At 36.9% G+C, this 16,198-nt stretch carries 16 protein-coding genes and 1 other annotated feature; of the genes, 15 read left to right on the top strand and 1 reads right to left on the bottom strand.

The window, feature by feature from the left end; all coding sequences use genetic code 11:
- Positions 1-201 precede the first annotated feature (201 nt).
- The 15 genes from msrB to KV696_RS02745 all read left to right on the top strand — a co-directional run bounded on the left by msrB (position 202) and on the right by KV696_RS02745 (position 15,185).
- Positions 202-1,140 (top strand): peptide-methionine (R)-S-oxide reductase MsrB, encoded by a 939-nt coding sequence (gene msrB / locus KV696_RS02815; protein ID WP_219966794.1) that lies wholly within the window; start codon positions 202-204, stop codon positions 1,138-1,140.
- Between the two features lie 60 nt (positions 1,141-1,200).
- A complete protein-coding gene (locus KV696_RS02810; protein WP_219966793.1) occupies positions 1,201-2,925 on the top strand; it encodes an ABC transporter ATP-binding protein in 1,725 nt (574 codons plus the stop codon).
- Between the two features lies 1 nt (position 2,926).
- Positions 2,927-4,675, top strand: coding sequence for an ABC transporter ATP-binding protein (locus KV696_RS02805; RefSeq protein WP_219966792.1), 1,749 nt, complete (start codon positions 2,927-2,929; stop codon positions 4,673-4,675).
- A 101-nt stretch (positions 4,676-4,776) separates the two neighbouring features.
- Positions 4,777-6,036, top strand: coding sequence for a TRZ/ATZ family protein (locus KV696_RS02800; RefSeq protein WP_219966791.1), 1,260 nt, complete (start codon positions 4,777-4,779; stop codon positions 6,034-6,036).
- Positions 6,037-6,111: 75 nt separating this feature from the next.
- Positions 6,112-6,247 (top strand) — a sequence feature (ribosomal protein L10 leader region).
- A 38-nt stretch (positions 6,248-6,285) separates the two neighbouring features.
- On the top strand, positions 6,286-6,786 hold the full coding sequence (rplJ, locus tag KV696_RS02795) for a 50S ribosomal protein L10 (protein ID WP_001287278.1): 501 nt from the start codon (positions 6,286-6,288) through the stop codon (positions 6,784-6,786).
- Positions 6,787-6,858: 72 nt separating this feature from the next.
- Entirely contained in the window at positions 6,859-7,227 is a 369-nt protein-coding gene (gene rplL, locus KV696_RS02790; RefSeq protein ID WP_001196965.1) for a 50S ribosomal protein L7/L12, read from the top strand.
- A gap of 264 nt (positions 7,228-7,491) precedes the next feature.
- Positions 7,492-7,668, top strand: a complete 177-nt coding sequence (locus KV696_RS09985; protein ID WP_258318543.1) for a hypothetical protein — start codon at positions 7,492-7,494, stop codon at positions 7,666-7,668.
- A gap of 83 nt (positions 7,669-7,751) precedes the next feature.
- Positions 7,752-7,979 carry a hypothetical protein gene (locus tag KV696_RS02780; protein ID WP_219966790.1) on the top strand — a complete coding sequence of 76 codons (228 nt, stop codon included), beginning with the start codon at positions 7,752-7,754 and terminating at the stop codon, positions 7,977-7,979.
- Between the two features lie 153 nt (positions 7,980-8,132).
- Positions 8,133-8,609: a type II toxin-antitoxin system antitoxin PezA gene (gene pezA, locus KV696_RS02775; RefSeq protein ID WP_025173761.1), complete on the top strand. Its 477-nt coding sequence runs from the start codon at positions 8,133-8,135 to the stop codon at positions 8,607-8,609.
- A complete protein-coding gene (gene pezT, locus KV696_RS02770; protein WP_219966789.1) occupies positions 8,609-9,379 on the top strand; it encodes a type II toxin-antitoxin system toxin PezT in 771 nt (256 codons plus the stop codon). Before pezA ends, pezT begins: the two co-directional genes overlap by 1 nt.
- Positions 9,380-9,394: 15 nt before the next feature.
- Positions 9,395-10,477, top strand: a complete 1,083-nt coding sequence (locus KV696_RS02765) for an SIR2 family protein (protein WP_219966788.1) — start codon at positions 9,395-9,397, stop codon at positions 10,475-10,477.
- Between the two features lie 8 nt (positions 10,478-10,485).
- Positions 10,486-12,207: an ATP-binding protein gene (locus tag KV696_RS02760; RefSeq protein WP_219966787.1), complete on the top strand. Its 1,722-nt coding sequence runs from the start codon at positions 10,486-10,488 to the stop codon at positions 12,205-12,207.
- A 394-nt stretch (positions 12,208-12,601) separates the two neighbouring features.
- Entirely contained in the window at positions 12,602-12,961 is a 360-nt protein-coding gene (locus KV696_RS02755) for an SAG1252 family conjugative relaxosome accessory protein (RefSeq protein ID WP_000529546.1), read from the top strand.
- Positions 12,962-12,970: 9 nt separating this feature from the next.
- Positions 12,971-13,336, top strand: coding sequence for a MobC family plasmid mobilization relaxosome protein (locus KV696_RS02750; RefSeq protein ID WP_219966786.1), 366 nt, complete (start codon positions 12,971-12,973; stop codon positions 13,334-13,336).
- Positions 13,323-15,185, top strand: coding sequence for an SAG1250 family conjugative relaxase (locus KV696_RS02745; RefSeq protein WP_219966785.1), 1,863 nt, complete (start codon positions 13,323-13,325; stop codon positions 15,183-15,185). The genes KV696_RS02750 and KV696_RS02745 overlap by 14 nt, the downstream gene beginning before the upstream one ends.
- A gap of 43 nt (positions 15,186-15,228) precedes the next feature.
- On the opposite strand, the gene KV696_RS02740 is transcribed toward KV696_RS02745, so the two are convergent.
- Positions 15,229-16,077, bottom strand: coding sequence for a helix-turn-helix domain-containing protein (locus KV696_RS02740; protein ID WP_219966784.1), 849 nt, complete (start codon positions 16,075-16,077; stop codon positions 15,229-15,231).
- Between the last annotated feature and the right edge of the window lie 121 nt (positions 16,078-16,198).

Genomic DNA, 16,198 nt, shown 5'->3' with positions numbered 1-16,198 from the left:
CTAGCCGCAGGTTGCTCAAAGCACTGCTTTGAGGTTGTAGATAAGACTGACGAAGTCAGCTCAAAACAGTGTTTTGAGGTTGTGAATAGAACTGACGAAGTTAGCTCAAAATACTATTTTGAGGTTGCAGATGTAAGCTGACGTGGTTTGAAGAGATTTTCGAAGAGTATTAGTTAAAAACTTGATAAAGGAGAAACGAAGATGGCAGAAATATATTTAGCAGGTGGTTGTTTTTGGGGTTTAGAGGAGTATTTTTCACGTATTTCTGGAGTGCTAGCAACCAGTGTTGGCTACGCTAATGGTCAAGTCGAAACGACCAATTACCAGCTGCTCAAGGAAACAGACCATGCAGAAACGGTTCAGGTAATTTATGATGAGAAGGCAGTGTCACTCAGAGAGATTTTACTTTATTATTTCCGTGTCATCGACCCTTTATCCATCAATCAACAAGGGAATGACCGTGGTCGCCAATATCGAACTGGGATTTATTACCAGGACGAAGCAGACTTGCCAGCTATCTACACAGTGGTGCAGGAGCAGGAGCGTATGCTTGGGCGAAAGATTGCAGTAGAGGTGGAAAAACTTCGCCACTATATTTTAGCTGAAGATTACCACCAAGACTATCTCAAGAAAAATCCTTCAGGTTACTGTCATATCGATGTGACCGATGCTGATAAGCCATTGATTGATGCCTCTAACTATGAAAAGCCTAGTCAAGAAGTGTTAAAGGAAAGCTTAACTGAAGAGTCCTATCGTGTCACCCAAGAAGCTGCTACAGAGGCTCCATTTACCAATGTCTATGATCAAACCTTTGAAGAGGGAATTTATGTAGACATCACGACGGGTGAGCCACTCTTTTTTGCCAAGGATAAGTTTGCCTCAGGTTGTGGTTGGCCAAGTTTTAGCCGTCCGATTTCCAAGGAATTGATTCATTATTACAAGGATCTCAGCCATGGAATGGAGCGAATTGAGGTTCGTTCTCGGTCAGGAAATGCTCACTTGGGTCATGTTTTCACAGATGGACCGCGTGAGTTTGGTGGCCTCCGTTACTGTATCAATTCTGCTTCCTTGCGTTTTGTGGCCAAGGATGAGATGGAAAAAGCAGGATATGGCTATCTACTGCCATACTTAAACAAATAAAACAGAGAGGGTGGGTACTTCCCACTTTCTTGATTTCTAGAATACGAATAGAAGGGATTTATGAAACACCTATTATCTTACTTTAAACCCTATTTCAAGGAATCGATTTTAGCACCTTTGTTCAAGCTACTAGAAGCTGTGTTTGAGCTCTTGGTTCCCATGGTGATTGCTGGGATTGTTGATCAATCCTTGCCCCAGAAAAATCAAGGTCATCTCTGGATGCAGATTGGTTTGCTCCTTATCTTTGCAGTAATTGGTGTTGTAGTGGCCTTAATAGCCCAGTTCTACTCAGCTAAGGCTGCGGTTGGATTTGCCAAAGAATTGACAGGTGAGCTCTATCGCCATATTCTTTCCTTGCCCAAGGACAGCAGAGACCGTCTGACCACTTCTAGTTTGGTGACTCGCTTGACTTCGGACACTTACCAGATTCAGACTGGTATCAATCAATTCCTGCGTCTCTTTTTGCGAGCGCCTATTATCGTTTTTGGGGCTATCTTTATGGCTTATCGAATCTCAGCTGAGCTGACTTTCTGGTTTTTAGTCATGGTTGCCATTTTGACCATTGTCATTGTAGGGCTCTCTCGACTAGTCAATCCTCTCTACAGTAGTCTGAGAAAGAAAACGGACCAACTAGTTCAGGAAACACGCCAGCAATTACAAGGGATGCGAGTTATCCGTGCTTTTGGTCAAGAAAAACGAGAGTTACAGATTTTTCAAACCCTTAACCAAGTTTATGCTAGATTACAAGAAAAGACAGGTTTCTGGTCTAGTTTATTAACACCTCTGACCTATCTGATTGTCAATGGAACTCTCCTCGTCATTATCTGGCAAGGCTATATTTCAATTCAAGGAGGTTTACTCAGTCAAGGTGCTCTTATTGCCCTTATCAACTACCTCTTGCAGATCTTGGTGGAATTGGTCAAGCTCGCCATGCTGATCAATTCCCTCAACCAGTCCTACATCTCAGCCAAGCGAATCGAGGAAGTTTTTGCTGAGGCTCCAGAAGATATCCATTCAGAATTAGATCAAAAGCAAGCTACCAGTGATCAGGTTTTACAAGTTCAAGAACTGACCTTTACCTATCCTGATGCGGCCCAGCCTTCTCTGAGAGATATTTCCTTTGATATGAAGCAAGGGCAAATCCTTGGTATTATTGGGGGAACGGGTTCTGGTAAATCAAGTTTGGTGCAACTCATCCTTGGACTTTATCCAGCAGACAAGGGAAGCATTGACCTTTATCGAGATGGACGTAGTCCTCGTAATTTGGAGGAGTGGCGGTCTTGGATTGCCTATGTGCCCCAAAAAGTAAAACTCTTTAAGGGAACTATTCGTTCCAACTTAACTTTGGGTTTAAATCAAGAAGTGACTGATCAAGAACTCTGGCAAGCCTTGGAAATCGCGCAAGCTAAGGATTTTGTCAGTGAAAAGGAAGGACTCTTGGATGCCCTAGTTGAGGAAGGAGGGCGAAATTTCTCGGGCGGTCAAAAACAAAGGTTGTCTATCGCCCGCGCAGTCCTGCGCCAAGCTCCGTTTCTCATCTTAGATGATGCAACTTCGGCCCTCGACACCATTACCGAGTCCAAGCTCTTGAGAGCTATTCGAGAAAATCTGCCAAATACGAGCTTAATCTTGATTTCTCAACGGACTTCGACACTCCAGATGGCTGACCAGATTCTCCTCTTAGAAAAAGGAGAGCTCCTAGCTATCGGCAAGCATGAGGACTTGATGAAGACTAGTCAAGTCTATCGTGAAATCAATGCATCCCAACATGGAAAGGAGGACTAGCATGAGACGAGAAACTGCAAATCAAACACTCACACGTTTGGTCAAAGATTTAGCAAGCCATCCCTTCCTCCTTTTCCTAGCCTTTCTAGGAACTATTGCCCAGGTAGGCTTATCAATTTATCTTCCTATCTTGATTGGGCAGGTCATTGACCAAGTCCTGGTGGCTGGTTCTTCACCATTTTTTTGGCAGATTTTTCTCCAAATGATCTTGGTGGTCATAGGAAATACCCTTGTACAGTGGGTCAATCCTCTTCTCTATAATCGCCTAATCTTCTCTTATACCAGAGACTTGCGAGAGCAAATCATCCATAAGCTCCATCGTTTACCGATTGCCTTTGTGGATCGACAAGGAAGTGGAGAGATGGTTAGTCGTGTAACTACGGATATAGAACAGTTATCAGCTGGTTTGACCATGATTTTTAACCAATTTTTCATTGGTGTCTTGATGATTTTAGTCAGCATTCTAGCCATGATTCAAATTCATCTCCTCATGACTCTTTTGGTCTTGCTGTTGACGCCACTGTCTATGGTGATTTCACGCTTTATTGCTAAACGCTCCTATCATCTCTTCCAAAAGCAAACAGAGACGAGGGGAATTCAGACTCAGTTGATTGAAGAATCGTTGAGCCAGCAGACCATTATCCAGTCCTTTAATGCTCAAACAGAGTTTATCCAAAGACTGCATGAGGCGAATAACAATTACTCAGCGTATTCTCAGTCAGCCATCTTTTATTCATCAACGGTTAATCCTTCGACTCGCTTTGTCAATGCGCTCATTTATGCGCTTTTAGCTGGAGTAGGAGCTTATCGTATCATGATGGGTTCAACCTTGACCATCGGTCGTTTAGTGACTTTTTTGAATTACGTCCAACAGTACACCAAGCCCTTTAACGATATTTCTTCAGTTCTAGCTGAGTTGCAAAGTGCTCTGGCTTGTGCAGAGCGCGTCTATGCTGTCTTAGAAAGTCCTGAGGTAGCTGAAACAGGTAAGGAAGTCTTGACCAGTGACCAAGTCAAGGGAGCCATTTCCTTTAAACAGGTCTCTTTTGGCTACCATCCAGAAAAGATCTTGATTAAGGACTTGTCTATCGATATCCCAGCTGGTAGTAAGGTAGCCATCGTTGGTCCGACAGGTGCTGGTAAGTCAACTCTTATCAATCTCCTCATGCGTTTTTATCCTATTAACTCGGGAGATATCTTGCTAGACAACCAATCCATTTACGACTATACCCGAGCATCATTGAGACAGCAGTTTGGAATGGTTCTACAAGAAACCTGGCTCAAGCAAGGAACCATTCATGACAATATTTCCTTTGGAAACCCTGATGCCAGTCGGGAGCAGGTGATTGCTGCTGCCAAAGCAGCCAATGCCGACTTTTTCATCCAACAGTTGCCGCAGGGTTACGATACCAGGTTGGAAAATGCTGGAGAATCTCTCTCTGTTGGTCAGGCCCAGCTTTTGACTATTGCCCGAATCTTTCTGGCTATTCCAAAGATTCTTATCTTAGACGAGGCGACTTCCTCCATTGATACACGGACAGAAGTATTGGTTCAGGATGCCTTTGCAAAACTCATGAAGGGGCGTACAAGCTTTATCATTGCCCACCGCTTGTCAACCATTCAGGATGTGGATATGATTCTAGTCTTGGTGGATGGCGACATTGTTGAATATGGTAACCATCAGGAACTCATTGCTCGAAAGGGTAAGTATTACCAAATGCAGCAAGCTGCGGCTTTCAGTTCTGAATAATCCTTTCTACTTTGAAATCTTATGGACAAAAAAAGTTGCCTTCGGGTGACTTTTTTGTTACAATAGCTAGAAAAAATCAAGGCCTTAGAAGGAGAAAAACAATGAAAGTCTTTCAGCATGTAAATATCGTGACTTGTGACAAAGATTTCCATGTTCATTTGGATGGAATCTTAGCAGTTAAGGATTCTCAAATCGTCTATGTTGGTCAAGAGAAGTCAGAGATTTTAGAGCAAGCTGAGCAGTTTATAGACTATCAGGGAGCCTGGATTATGCCTGGATTGGTCAATTGCCATACCCATTCTGCAATGACAGGTCTGAGAGGAATTCGAGATGATAGCAATCTCCATGAATGGCTCAATGACTATATCTGGCCTGCAGAAGCAGGATTTACTCCCGACATGACTACTAAGGCGGTCAAAGAAGCTCTGACAGAGATGCTCCAGTCAGGAACAACAACCTTTAATGATATGTATAATCCCAATGGTGTGGATATTGAGCAGATTTATCAGGCAGTGAAAGATTCCAAGATGCGTTGTTATTTCTCACCTACCCTCTTTTCTTCTGAGGCGGAGACAACTGATGAGACCATAAGCAGAACACGAGCAATCATTGAAGAAATTATTGGATATAAAAATCCAAATTTCAAGGTTATGGTAGCCCCACATTCTCCCTACAGCTGTGATAGAGACTTGCTGGAAGAAAGCATAGACATGGCAAAAGAGCTTGCTATTCCAATCCATATCCACGTGGCGGAGACCAAGGAGGAGTCAGGCATTATCCTGAAACGATACGGCAAACGTCCCCTCGCCTTTCTAGAAGAACTGGGCTATTTAGATCATCCGTCTGTCTTTGCTCATGGGGTAGAATTAAACGAGCGAGAAATTGAACGTTTGGCAACTTCTCAAGTGTCTATTGCTCACAACCCTATCAGTAACCTCAAACTGGCATCAGGGATTGCTCCCATCATCCAACTGCAAAAAGCAGGAGTAGCAGTCGGAATTGCGACAGATTCGGTTGCTTCCAATAACAATCTAGATATGTTTGAGGAAGGACGGACTGCAGCCCTTCTTCAGAAGATGAAAAGTGGGGATGCCAGCCAATTCCCTATCGAAACAGCCCTCAAGGCACTAACAATCGAAGGGGCTAAAGTTCTAGGGATGGAAAATCAGATAGGAAGCCTAGAAGTAGGTAAACAGGCAGATTTTCTGGTCATTCAACAAGAGGGGAAAATCCATCTCCAACCTCAGGAAAATATGCTCTCTCACCTAGTTTATGCTGTTAAATCTAGTGATGTTGATGATGTCTATATTGCCGGAGAACAAGTTGTTAAGCAAGGTCAAGTCCTGACAGTAGAACTTTAAAAGAAAAATCACGAAAAAATTTTAAAAAAGTTTGCAAAAATCTTGCATTCTTTTTTTGACTATGCTATACTTATATACGGTTTGAAAAAACTGCCTAAGACAGTAGGGGAGCTCGACTCATAAATATCCTACCGAGGACAAAACGTATCATGTAAAAAGAAGCGTATTGTACTTTCGTGTCTAGGTTTGGGCGCGTTTTTCTTTTGGAAAAATTCCCCAAGCAAAATAATAACGGAGGTGAACACACTAATGAGTGAAGCAATTATTGCTAAAAAAGCGGAACTAGTTGACGTAGTAGCTGAAAAAATGAAAGCTGCTGCATCTATCGTCGTTGTAGACGCTCGTGGTTTGACAGTTGAGCAAGACACAGTTCTTCGTCGTGAGCTTCGTGGAAGCGAAGTTGAGTATAAAGTCATTAAAAACTCAATCTTGCGTCGTGCAGCTGAAAAAGCTGGTCTTGAAGATCTTGCATCTGTATTCGTTGGACCATCTGCAGTAGCATTTTCTAATGAAGATGTTATCGCACCAGCGAAAATCTTGAACGACTTTTCTAAAAACGCTGAAGCACTTGAAATCAAAGGTGGTGCAATCGAAGGCGCTGTCGCATCTAAAGAAGAGATTCTTGCACTTGCAACTCTTCCAAACCGCGAAGGACTTCTTTCTATGCTCCTTTCTGTACTTCAAGCGCCAGTGCGCAACGTTGCTCTTGCAGTCAAAGCGGTTGCAGAAAGCAAAGAAGACGCAGCTTAATCTTAAGCTACGCAGCGTAGCCTAGCTACGAAAATCTATTATAAATTTAAAACATATTTGGAGGAAATAACAATGGCATTGAACATTGAAAACATTATTGCTGAAATTAAAGAAGCTTCAATCCTTGAATTGAACGACCTTGTAAAAGCTATCGAAGAAGAATTTGGTGTAACTGCAGCTGCTCCTGTAGCTGTTGCTGCAGCTGGTGCTGCTGACGCTGGTGCTGCTAAAGATTCATTCGACGTTGAATTGACATCTGCAGGCGACAAAAAAGTTGGCGTTATCAAAGTTGTACGTGAAATCACAGGTCTTGGACTTAAAGAAGCTAAAGAACTTGTTGACGGTGCACCAGCACTTGTTAAAGAAGGCGTTGCAACTGCAGAAGCTGAAGAAATCAAAGCTAAATTGGAAGAAGCTGGAGCTTCAGTTACTCTTAAATAAGAGGCATATACCAATTAGAATTCGGAATACTATAGTATCAGCCTTTTAGAATCGTGAACACATTTTAGAAACTGATAAATTAATTTAGTTTCCTACCAAAAACCCTACCAAAAATTGATTTGGCAGGGTTTTTCTTTTTAATAAAATTATTTTGGAGAACAGGGTTCGTTTTAAATGACCAGAAGTAAGCTATGTATAGATTCTAATTATAGTAGAATTTCGTATTTCAAATTTTGTAGAAATTTTTAAGAACCGTGACTATCATTGCCACTTGTCGTTCAAAATCGGGAAAATCCAGATGAATTACAACACCATTTTGATTTTATCTATGGTGTTCAGACTGATGACAATCCAACCCAAGCTTTAGCTCGTTTTCGTCAGAATGAAATTACAAAAGAAGAAATGCTTGCTGAGTTTAGAAACCTCTATTCTTTTAAATAATTATCCATTCACAACCAATCTTTTTGTGATATAATGAAAATAGAGAAGGTTTATCAATCAAAAACAGGGGAGGAGTTACAAAAATGGCAGTAGTATCATTGGAAAATAATATTAAACTGTATAGTTCAGAATTATTTTGTGCACTATTAAAAGCCTCCAATTATAAATTGGATGAGCGTATTGCTCAGATTGTTGCAGAAGGCTATGCTCGCAATCTGGATTATTCTGATCCTGAACTGATGCATGTTGGTGTAACCTCTGTTGCTAACAATCTGCTTATAAAAATTAAACAAGAGTATTTTAATGTATAGTATTTTGAGAAAAGCCACCTGAAAAGGAATAACACTTTAGGTGGCTTTTATAGAAGTAAAGTTTAGGCTAGAAAAACAAGAAACAACGCACCATTTTTGGTGCGTTTTGCTTTTTTATGCTATAATGGATTTATAAAAATAAAGGAGTTTGCCATGATTGGAAAGAACATAAAGTCCTTACGTAAAACACATGACTTAACACAACCCGAATTTGCAAGAATTATAGGAATTTCTCGAAATAGCTTGAGTCGTTATGAAAATGGAACTAGTTCAGTCTCTACGGAATTAATTGACATCATTTGTCAGAAATTTAATGTATCTTATGTCGATATTGTAGGAGAAGATAAAATGTTCAATCCTGTTGAAGATTATGAACTGACTTTAAAGATTGAAATTGTGAAAGAAAGAGGTGCTAATCTATTATCTCGACTCTATCGCTATCAAGATAGTCAGGGAATTAGCATTGATGATGAATCTAATCCTTGGATTTTAATGAGTGATGATCTTTCTGATTTGATTCATACGAATATCTATCTAGTTGAAACTTTTGATGAAATAGAGAGATATAGCGGCTATTTGGATGGAATTGAACGTATGTTAGAGATATCTGAAAAACGGATGGTAGCCTAGTGGAAATCCAAGATTATACTGATAGTGAGTTCAAACATGGTCTAGCGCGGAACATTCGCTCACTGACAAGAGGAAAAAAGTCCAGTAAGCAACCTATAGCGATTTTGCTTGGAGGGCAAAGTGGTGCTGGTAAGACTACAATTCATCGTATTAAACAGAAAGAATTTCAAGGAAATATTGTTATCATAGATGGCGATAGTTTTCGTTCTCAGCATCCACACTATTTAGAACTGCAGCAAGAATATGGCAAAGACAGTGTAGAATACACCAAAGATTTTGCAAGTAAAATGGTAGAGTCTTTAGTAAGAGAATTGAGTCATTTGGGATACAATCTTTTGATCGAGGGAACTTTACGAACAGTTGACGTTCCAAAGAAAACAGTACAACTCTTGAAAAATAAGGGATATGAGGTACAATTAGCCTTAATTGCGACAAAGCCTGAATTGTCCTATCTAAGTACTCTTATCCGTTATGAAGAACTGTACGCCATCAATCCAAATCAAGCACGCGCAACTCCAAAAGAACATCATGATCTGATAGTGAACAATCTAGTTGAGAATACCCACCAGCTGGAGCAATTAGGTATCTTTGAACAAATCCAAATCTATCAACGAGATAGGACCTGTGTTTACGATTCTAGAGATGATGAAATATCAGCAGTAGCTGTTCTTCATGAGTTACTGTTTGGAGAGTGGAGTCAGGTAGAGAAGGAGATGTTGCAGGTGGGGAAAGAACAAATGAAAGAACAATGTGTAAAAAATAATACGTAAGGGTGGAAACAGTACATGCTTGAAATTAATATTGCTGATACAGAATTTAAAGAAATATTTTCTGATATAAAAAATCGTTATTTATCAACTGCAAATTTTCCAAAATTTATTATTGGTACGGGTTTATCTATAGTAATGGGTGTCCCTGGTATGGGTAAGTTGGCTGATGAACTAGATAAAAATTTCTCTTCAGATAAAAACGTTGAATATAAAAAGTATTGGGGAGAGTGTCAGTCTATGGTAAGGAATCATGGACTTGAAGCAGCTCTTTTAACAATTTCAAATACAAAAAATGATTTTGTAGAAAAAATCCGTGAAATTACTGGTAAATTTATTTTAGAATCTGACTATGCTGTGAGAGAGAATATTTTGAAGAATTCATCTGGATTTGAAAAATTACTAAATTATCTCCACAAGACAGTGAGTGTTAATAAAAAGATTATTGATATAATGACACCAAACTATGACTTAATTATTGAGACTATTGCAGATAAATTAAATTTAACTACAACTTTAGGATTTAAAGGTAATCTATTTCAAAAATTTGATTCAGAGTTACTGAGAGATCCTTACAAATACTATAAAAAATCAACAGCAATATTAAGAATTTTCAAACCCCATGGATCTATCAATTGGATAAATCGAGCTGGCATTACCTATCAAACTAATGATTACTGTTATCTAGATAAGAATAGTAATTGTATTGAAATCATTGCTCCTGGCAGTATGAAATTTCAATATGGGATGACTCATAATCTACTAAGAGAGCATCGTGAGATTTTTAATAGTGTTATTACAGATAATGAGAGTAGTCATGCTATTTTTATTTATGGATATGGTTTCAATGATAAGCAATTTGATACTGTTTTTGAAAACACAAGCAAAGATGTGATTGTGTTGACTATGGATATAAAGGAAGAAGTTATAAATAGGGCTGTATGTAATAAGAATTGGACCTTGTTTTATAAAAATGTTATAGGGAGAACGCACAATACAACGAATCTCTCATTTATGGTTTATAAAGGTAAACAGTACAAAATAGATAAGAATTTGTGGGATTTAGAAGAATTTGTAGAGCTATTTATAGGACAATTATGAGGTGAAAAATGGCAAATATACAGCAGTACTTAACTCAAGAAATTGGAAATGTACAAAATGTTGATACGCAAAAAGTTATAGTTAATGTAAAAAAGGAAGAGTTGTTAAATAAACTAAAGATAAATGATTTGGCTATTCTTTCAGGTAATAATGCTGATGAGAAATTAATTGGTATTGTGACTAAGGTTAGTAAGAAAAGTATTGATTTTAATGGTACTGAAATTGATGAGGATTCCTTATTGGAGTATTCTTATAATTTTTGTAGTATAACCTTAGTAGGGACATTTTATAGCAAAATTTCTCCAACTCAGAATAATATTTTTAAAAGGGCAGTGAATACTTATCCAGAGATAAATAGCCCAGTTTTTCTAGCTGATGACGATGCGCTATATATGATAATGAATTCCTTGACTAATAATCAAAGTCATGGAAAAGAATTAAATATTGGGAAATATGCTAGCAATCAGTCTGTTGAAGCAATTTTAGATGGAAATAAATTTTTCCAGAGACATGCAGCAATTGTTGGAAGTACGGGGAGTGGTAAATCATTTTCAGTCGCTAATATCTTAGAGAAAACTAATGGATTAGACTATTCAAATATTATTATCTTTGATTTACATGGAGAGTACAATGAGTTGTCTTATGCAAAGCAAATAAAAATTGGTGATGCAGCAACTGATTTACAAATTCCACTATGGTTTTTCAATTATGAAGAAATACATTCTTTATTTATTGAATCGTCTGAGGGCACTTCTTCTAATCAAAGAGCTATAGTAGTCAAACATATTCTTAGTAAAAAGAAGGAATATATAGAAAGTAAAGCTAATTTTTCTTCGGATATTGTTACAGTTGATACTCCAATACCGTTTTCAACAAAAGAGTTAAAAGAATATTTAGAAAATGAAAATATTAAAGAAGACAGAACTGGCGAAACGTATAAGTCAGGTGATAAGAAGGGGCAAGAAAAAACAAGGCAAGGACAATATTATGGCAAGTTGACTAATCTGATTACAAGATTGCAAACAAAAATGGACGATAAAAAATATGGCTTTGTATTTAATGAACAGCATACTTCAGATTCTAATTACTTAAATAGATTTATTTCTGAAATAATGGGAAGAGATAAACATATTAAAGTAATTGATTTATCTGAAATACCATCAGATATGTTATCAATTGTAATTGGTATTGTAACAAGATTAGTATATGATGTACAATTTTGGATGACTCCTAAAAGAAATGAAACAAGACATCCATTAGCATTTATTTGCGATGAAGCACATTTATATATACCAAGAGATATAACTAAGCTAAAAGCTGTTGAGAAAAAATCTTTAGAAATTTTTGAAAAAATTTCCAAAGAAGGGCGTAAGTATGGAGTTTCCTTAGTTGTTGTTTCTCAAAGACCGGCGGAATTAAATTCAACTATAATATCCCAATGTAATAATATTATTTCGTTGAAAATAACAAATGATAGAGATAAAACAGCAGTAGCGACAATGTTGACCGATTCATTAGTTGGGTTAGTTGAGACCCTACCTAACCTTGATGTTGGCGAATGTATTGTAATTGGTGATGCTATAAAGTTACCAACTAAAATTTTATTAGATAAACCTAAAGAAGAACCTAAAAGCTCTACAATCGATTTTTGGGACAGATGGATTGATGGTCAACAAACAGTGTTTGATATTGATGATGCAATAAAAAATATGATTAAACAATCGCGTTGAATAATATATTAGACTTATTAGATAGAGTCATACACATGATACTAACTAACAATTTCATCTACCTTTGTATAGAGCCACGAGGCTCTTTTTTCAACCCATCATTCTCCTGTGATAACTTCTCCAAGTTTCTTCAGCTATACTTTTCTCAACTTTTAAAAATACAACTAAGAATTTTACCTGGGAATCTGGGGGCTAGCCACCAGATTTTCATATCGTTTGTTTTTTGAACCGTAAGGTTTGAAATGGCAAGAGATATGATTTTTGGGATATTGTGGACACAATATCTGAGCTCGCAAAGACCGAACAAGAAGCAAGTGAGGTCTTTAGGAAGCGTACTGACAATGTGAGGTAGACTTACACTGTCAGACAAGTAGAATGTTGAAGGGATATCAGAATGGGACAAGAAATTAAGTCAATCAGAAAGCAATTTAGAATCACGAGACAAGAAGAAAAACAGATAAAAGAAATGATGAGGGAACAAAAAATGGATAGTTTCTCAGAATTTCTTCGTCAGAATTTATTGAAAAAGAATTATCAGGATAGAATTTTTGAAAGTTGGTTCTCCCTTTGGCAGTCTCAAAAGTTTGAACAGATTAGTCGAGATGTGTATAAAGTTCTGGTTATCGCAAGAGAAAATCATCAAGTGACGCAAGAGCACGTCTCAATCTTATTGACTTGCGTTCAAGAATTGATTGCAGAAGTGAATCAAGTGCAGCCACTCAGTCGTGAGTTCCGTGAAAAATATATGGGTTAGGAGGATGTAATGGTTTATCGCTATCGTACTAATCTCAAAAAAGTATTTCTAACTGATCCAGAATTACACCAATTGAATGAACGGATTGCTAAGAGCAATTGTCAAAATTTCTCAGTCTATGCCAGAAAAGTTTTACTTAATCCCAATATGTCATTTGTCATGATTAACACTGATACTTATGACCAGTTAGTTTTTGAATTGAGACGGATTGGAAATAACATAAATCAAATTGCGCGTGCGATTAATCAAAGCCATCTGATTTCTCAGGACCAATTACAAGAATTGATTAAAGGAGTCGGAGAATTAATTAAGGAAGTGGACAAAGAATTTCAAGTGGAGGTGAAAAGACTGAAGGAGTTTCATGGTAGTTACTAAACACTTTGCGACGCACGGAAAAAAATATCGTAGGCGTTTAATTAAGTATATTCTCAACCCTGATAAAACGGACAATTTGAAATTGGTATCTGATTTTGGCATGAGCAATTACTTGGACTTCCCTAGTCATGCAGAAATGGTAGAGATGTACAATGTCAACTTCACCAATAATGACAAGTTGTACGAATCCAGAAACGACCGACAAGAAAAACACCAACAAACTATTCATGCTCATCACCTCATTCAATCATTTTCTCCTGAAGATAATCTGACACCTGAAGAAATTAACCGCATTGGTTATGAGACCATGATGGAATTGACAGGAGGTCGTTTTAAGTTTATCGTAGCAACTCATACAGACAAAGATCATGTTCATAATCACATCATAATCAACGCTATTGACCGCAATTCAGATAAAAAGTTGATATGGAACTATGCCTTGGAACGAAACCTCCGTATGATTTCAGACCGTATTTCTAAAGTGGCTGGGGCGAAAATTATCGAGAAGAGTTTTTCTTACCGTGACTATCAAAAATATAGGCAGTCTAGTCATAAATTTGAATTGAAACAACGTCTTTATTTTTTGTTGCAGCAATCTAAATCGTTTGATGATTTTTTAGAGAAAGCAAAGCAGTTGCATGTTCAGATTGATTTTAGTCAAAAGCATAGTCGATTCATGATGACGGATCGAGCAATGACAAAACCAATTCGAGGACGCCAACTCAGCAAACGAGATCTATATGATGAAGAATTATTTAGAATGCATTTTGCTAAGCAAGAGATTGAAAGTCGTTTAGAATTTTTGTTGAACCGTGTCAATTCTTTAGAAGATTTAATAACAAAAGCCAAAGAATTGAATCTAACCATTGACTTAAAACAAAAAAATGTAACTTTTATCCTGGAAGAAGAGAATCAAAAGATAAGTTTGGGTCATCAAAAAATAAGTGATAAGAAATTATATGACGTCAAATTTTTTCAAGATTATTTTAAAAATAAGGAAGTCGTTGCTTCAGAAGGATTAGAGAATTTAAAGGAACAGTACCATGCATTCCAAGAAGAACGAGATAAGGATAAAGTATCCACTGAAGAGATTGAGGAAGCCTTTGAGACATTTACGGAAAAACGAGATACCGTTCGTGAATTTGAAGTGGAACTTGCAGAGAAGCAAATAGAGAAGCTAGTTGATGAGGGCATTTATATCAAAGTGTCTTTTGGTATTAAGCAGAGTGGTCTCATTTTCATTCCCAATTATCAATTAGATATCCTGGAAGAAGAGAATCAGAAAAAATATAAAATCTTTATACGTGAGACAACCTCATACTTTGTATATAACAAAGAACATTCGGATAAGAATCAGTATGTCAAAGGACGAACATTGATAAGACAGCTAACCAACGATAGTCGAGTAATACCATACAGAAGACCTACAGTTAAGAGTCTACAGAAAAAGATTACTGAGATTAACCTCTTCATTGAATTAACTGAAGCAGATAAGAAATACCAAGACATTAAAGACGAGTTAGTAAAAGAAATAGCAGAGATAGATATAAAACAAAATCAAATTAATGAAAAAATTGCCAACTTAAATAAGATGGCGGAAGTGCTTATCAATTTGAAGAGTGAGGATGTGAGCAGTCGAAAGCTTGCAAGATATGACTTTTCAAAATTAAATTTGCCAGAATCAATTACAGTAGAACAAGTAAGCGAAGAAATAAGAGCGTTTCAAGAGGAGCTAGATCATTATCTTTATGAGTATGAGAGCTTAATAAAAAATTTAGAAATGTTTGTAAAAGTACTGAATGATAAGGATTTTGATAAAAAATTTAGTATAGAAATACTATTGGAATAACAAGAACTAATCCTATGGTGGTTAAAGATTAACTATCTTTATGCTATTGATTAATATATTTGTCATAGTGCTCTTGGTACTGTGCTTTTATATTATGTTCTCCTAGAATTTCAAATACCTGAAGTGCTTGTTTCATCTTTTCGATTCCGTTCGCAAGATTGCACTTAAATTCAAAGTATCCACATGTATATAAGAAGACGGTTTGTTCATAATAGTTTAATTCATTATTTAGTAATTTTTTTATTTCTTTGATTAGAAAACTACAATTTTGAAATTCTTCTTTATCAATACTAACAATTAGGCAATTGATTGCCAATTGTGTAACAAGCCGTTTATTTGTCTTATTTAAAGTTGAATAGAGATAATTTTTTAACATTTCTATAGTTAATAGGAAAAAGGAGTTATATTTAATTGTTCTTACACAGTTACCTAATAGGATAATTTCATAGTAACCCCAGTTTTCAACTTTAAAAAGATAATCTGTTAGCTGTAATAACTCCTCATCCGAGGGGAGAAAATTTTTATTTGTTGTATAGAGAATCGATTTTACCATTGTCTTTTCATAAGGACCCAAGTTATAACTTGAAGAGTTTGATAGTAATTCAATAATACTATCAAAATTTTTTGTGGAGTATTGTTTACGAATATATTGAACTAGGTTAGCAAATGATTCACTATTGGTGTAGTCATCATCGTGTAAAATAAGAAACTCATCTAGGGTAACGTGCAACTTGTCTAAAATATTGATAAGCCTAATACAAGATATTTCTGATTCTCCCCGTTCGAATCGAGATATTTGAGATTTAGAAAGATGCTCGTCAGCAACAGAACATAAACTGATTTGTTTTCCTTTACGAACTTTTCTGAGTGTGATGCCAAGTTTTGATTTCATAATTTTCCCGTTTTCCCAACAAAAAAGTAATTGATTTTTATTTATTGTACAATAAATAAAAACTGAAAGGAAGTCTAAATATGAAGAAAATTTTAAAAAATTCCCTAATTTTATTGTTGGT

This window comes from Streptococcus humanilactis (genome assembly GCF_019448275.1).
Lineage (GTDB): Bacteria > Bacillota > Bacilli > Lactobacillales > Streptococcaceae > Streptococcus > Streptococcus humanilactis.
This window is presented reverse-complemented; position numbering and strand designations above follow the sequence as displayed.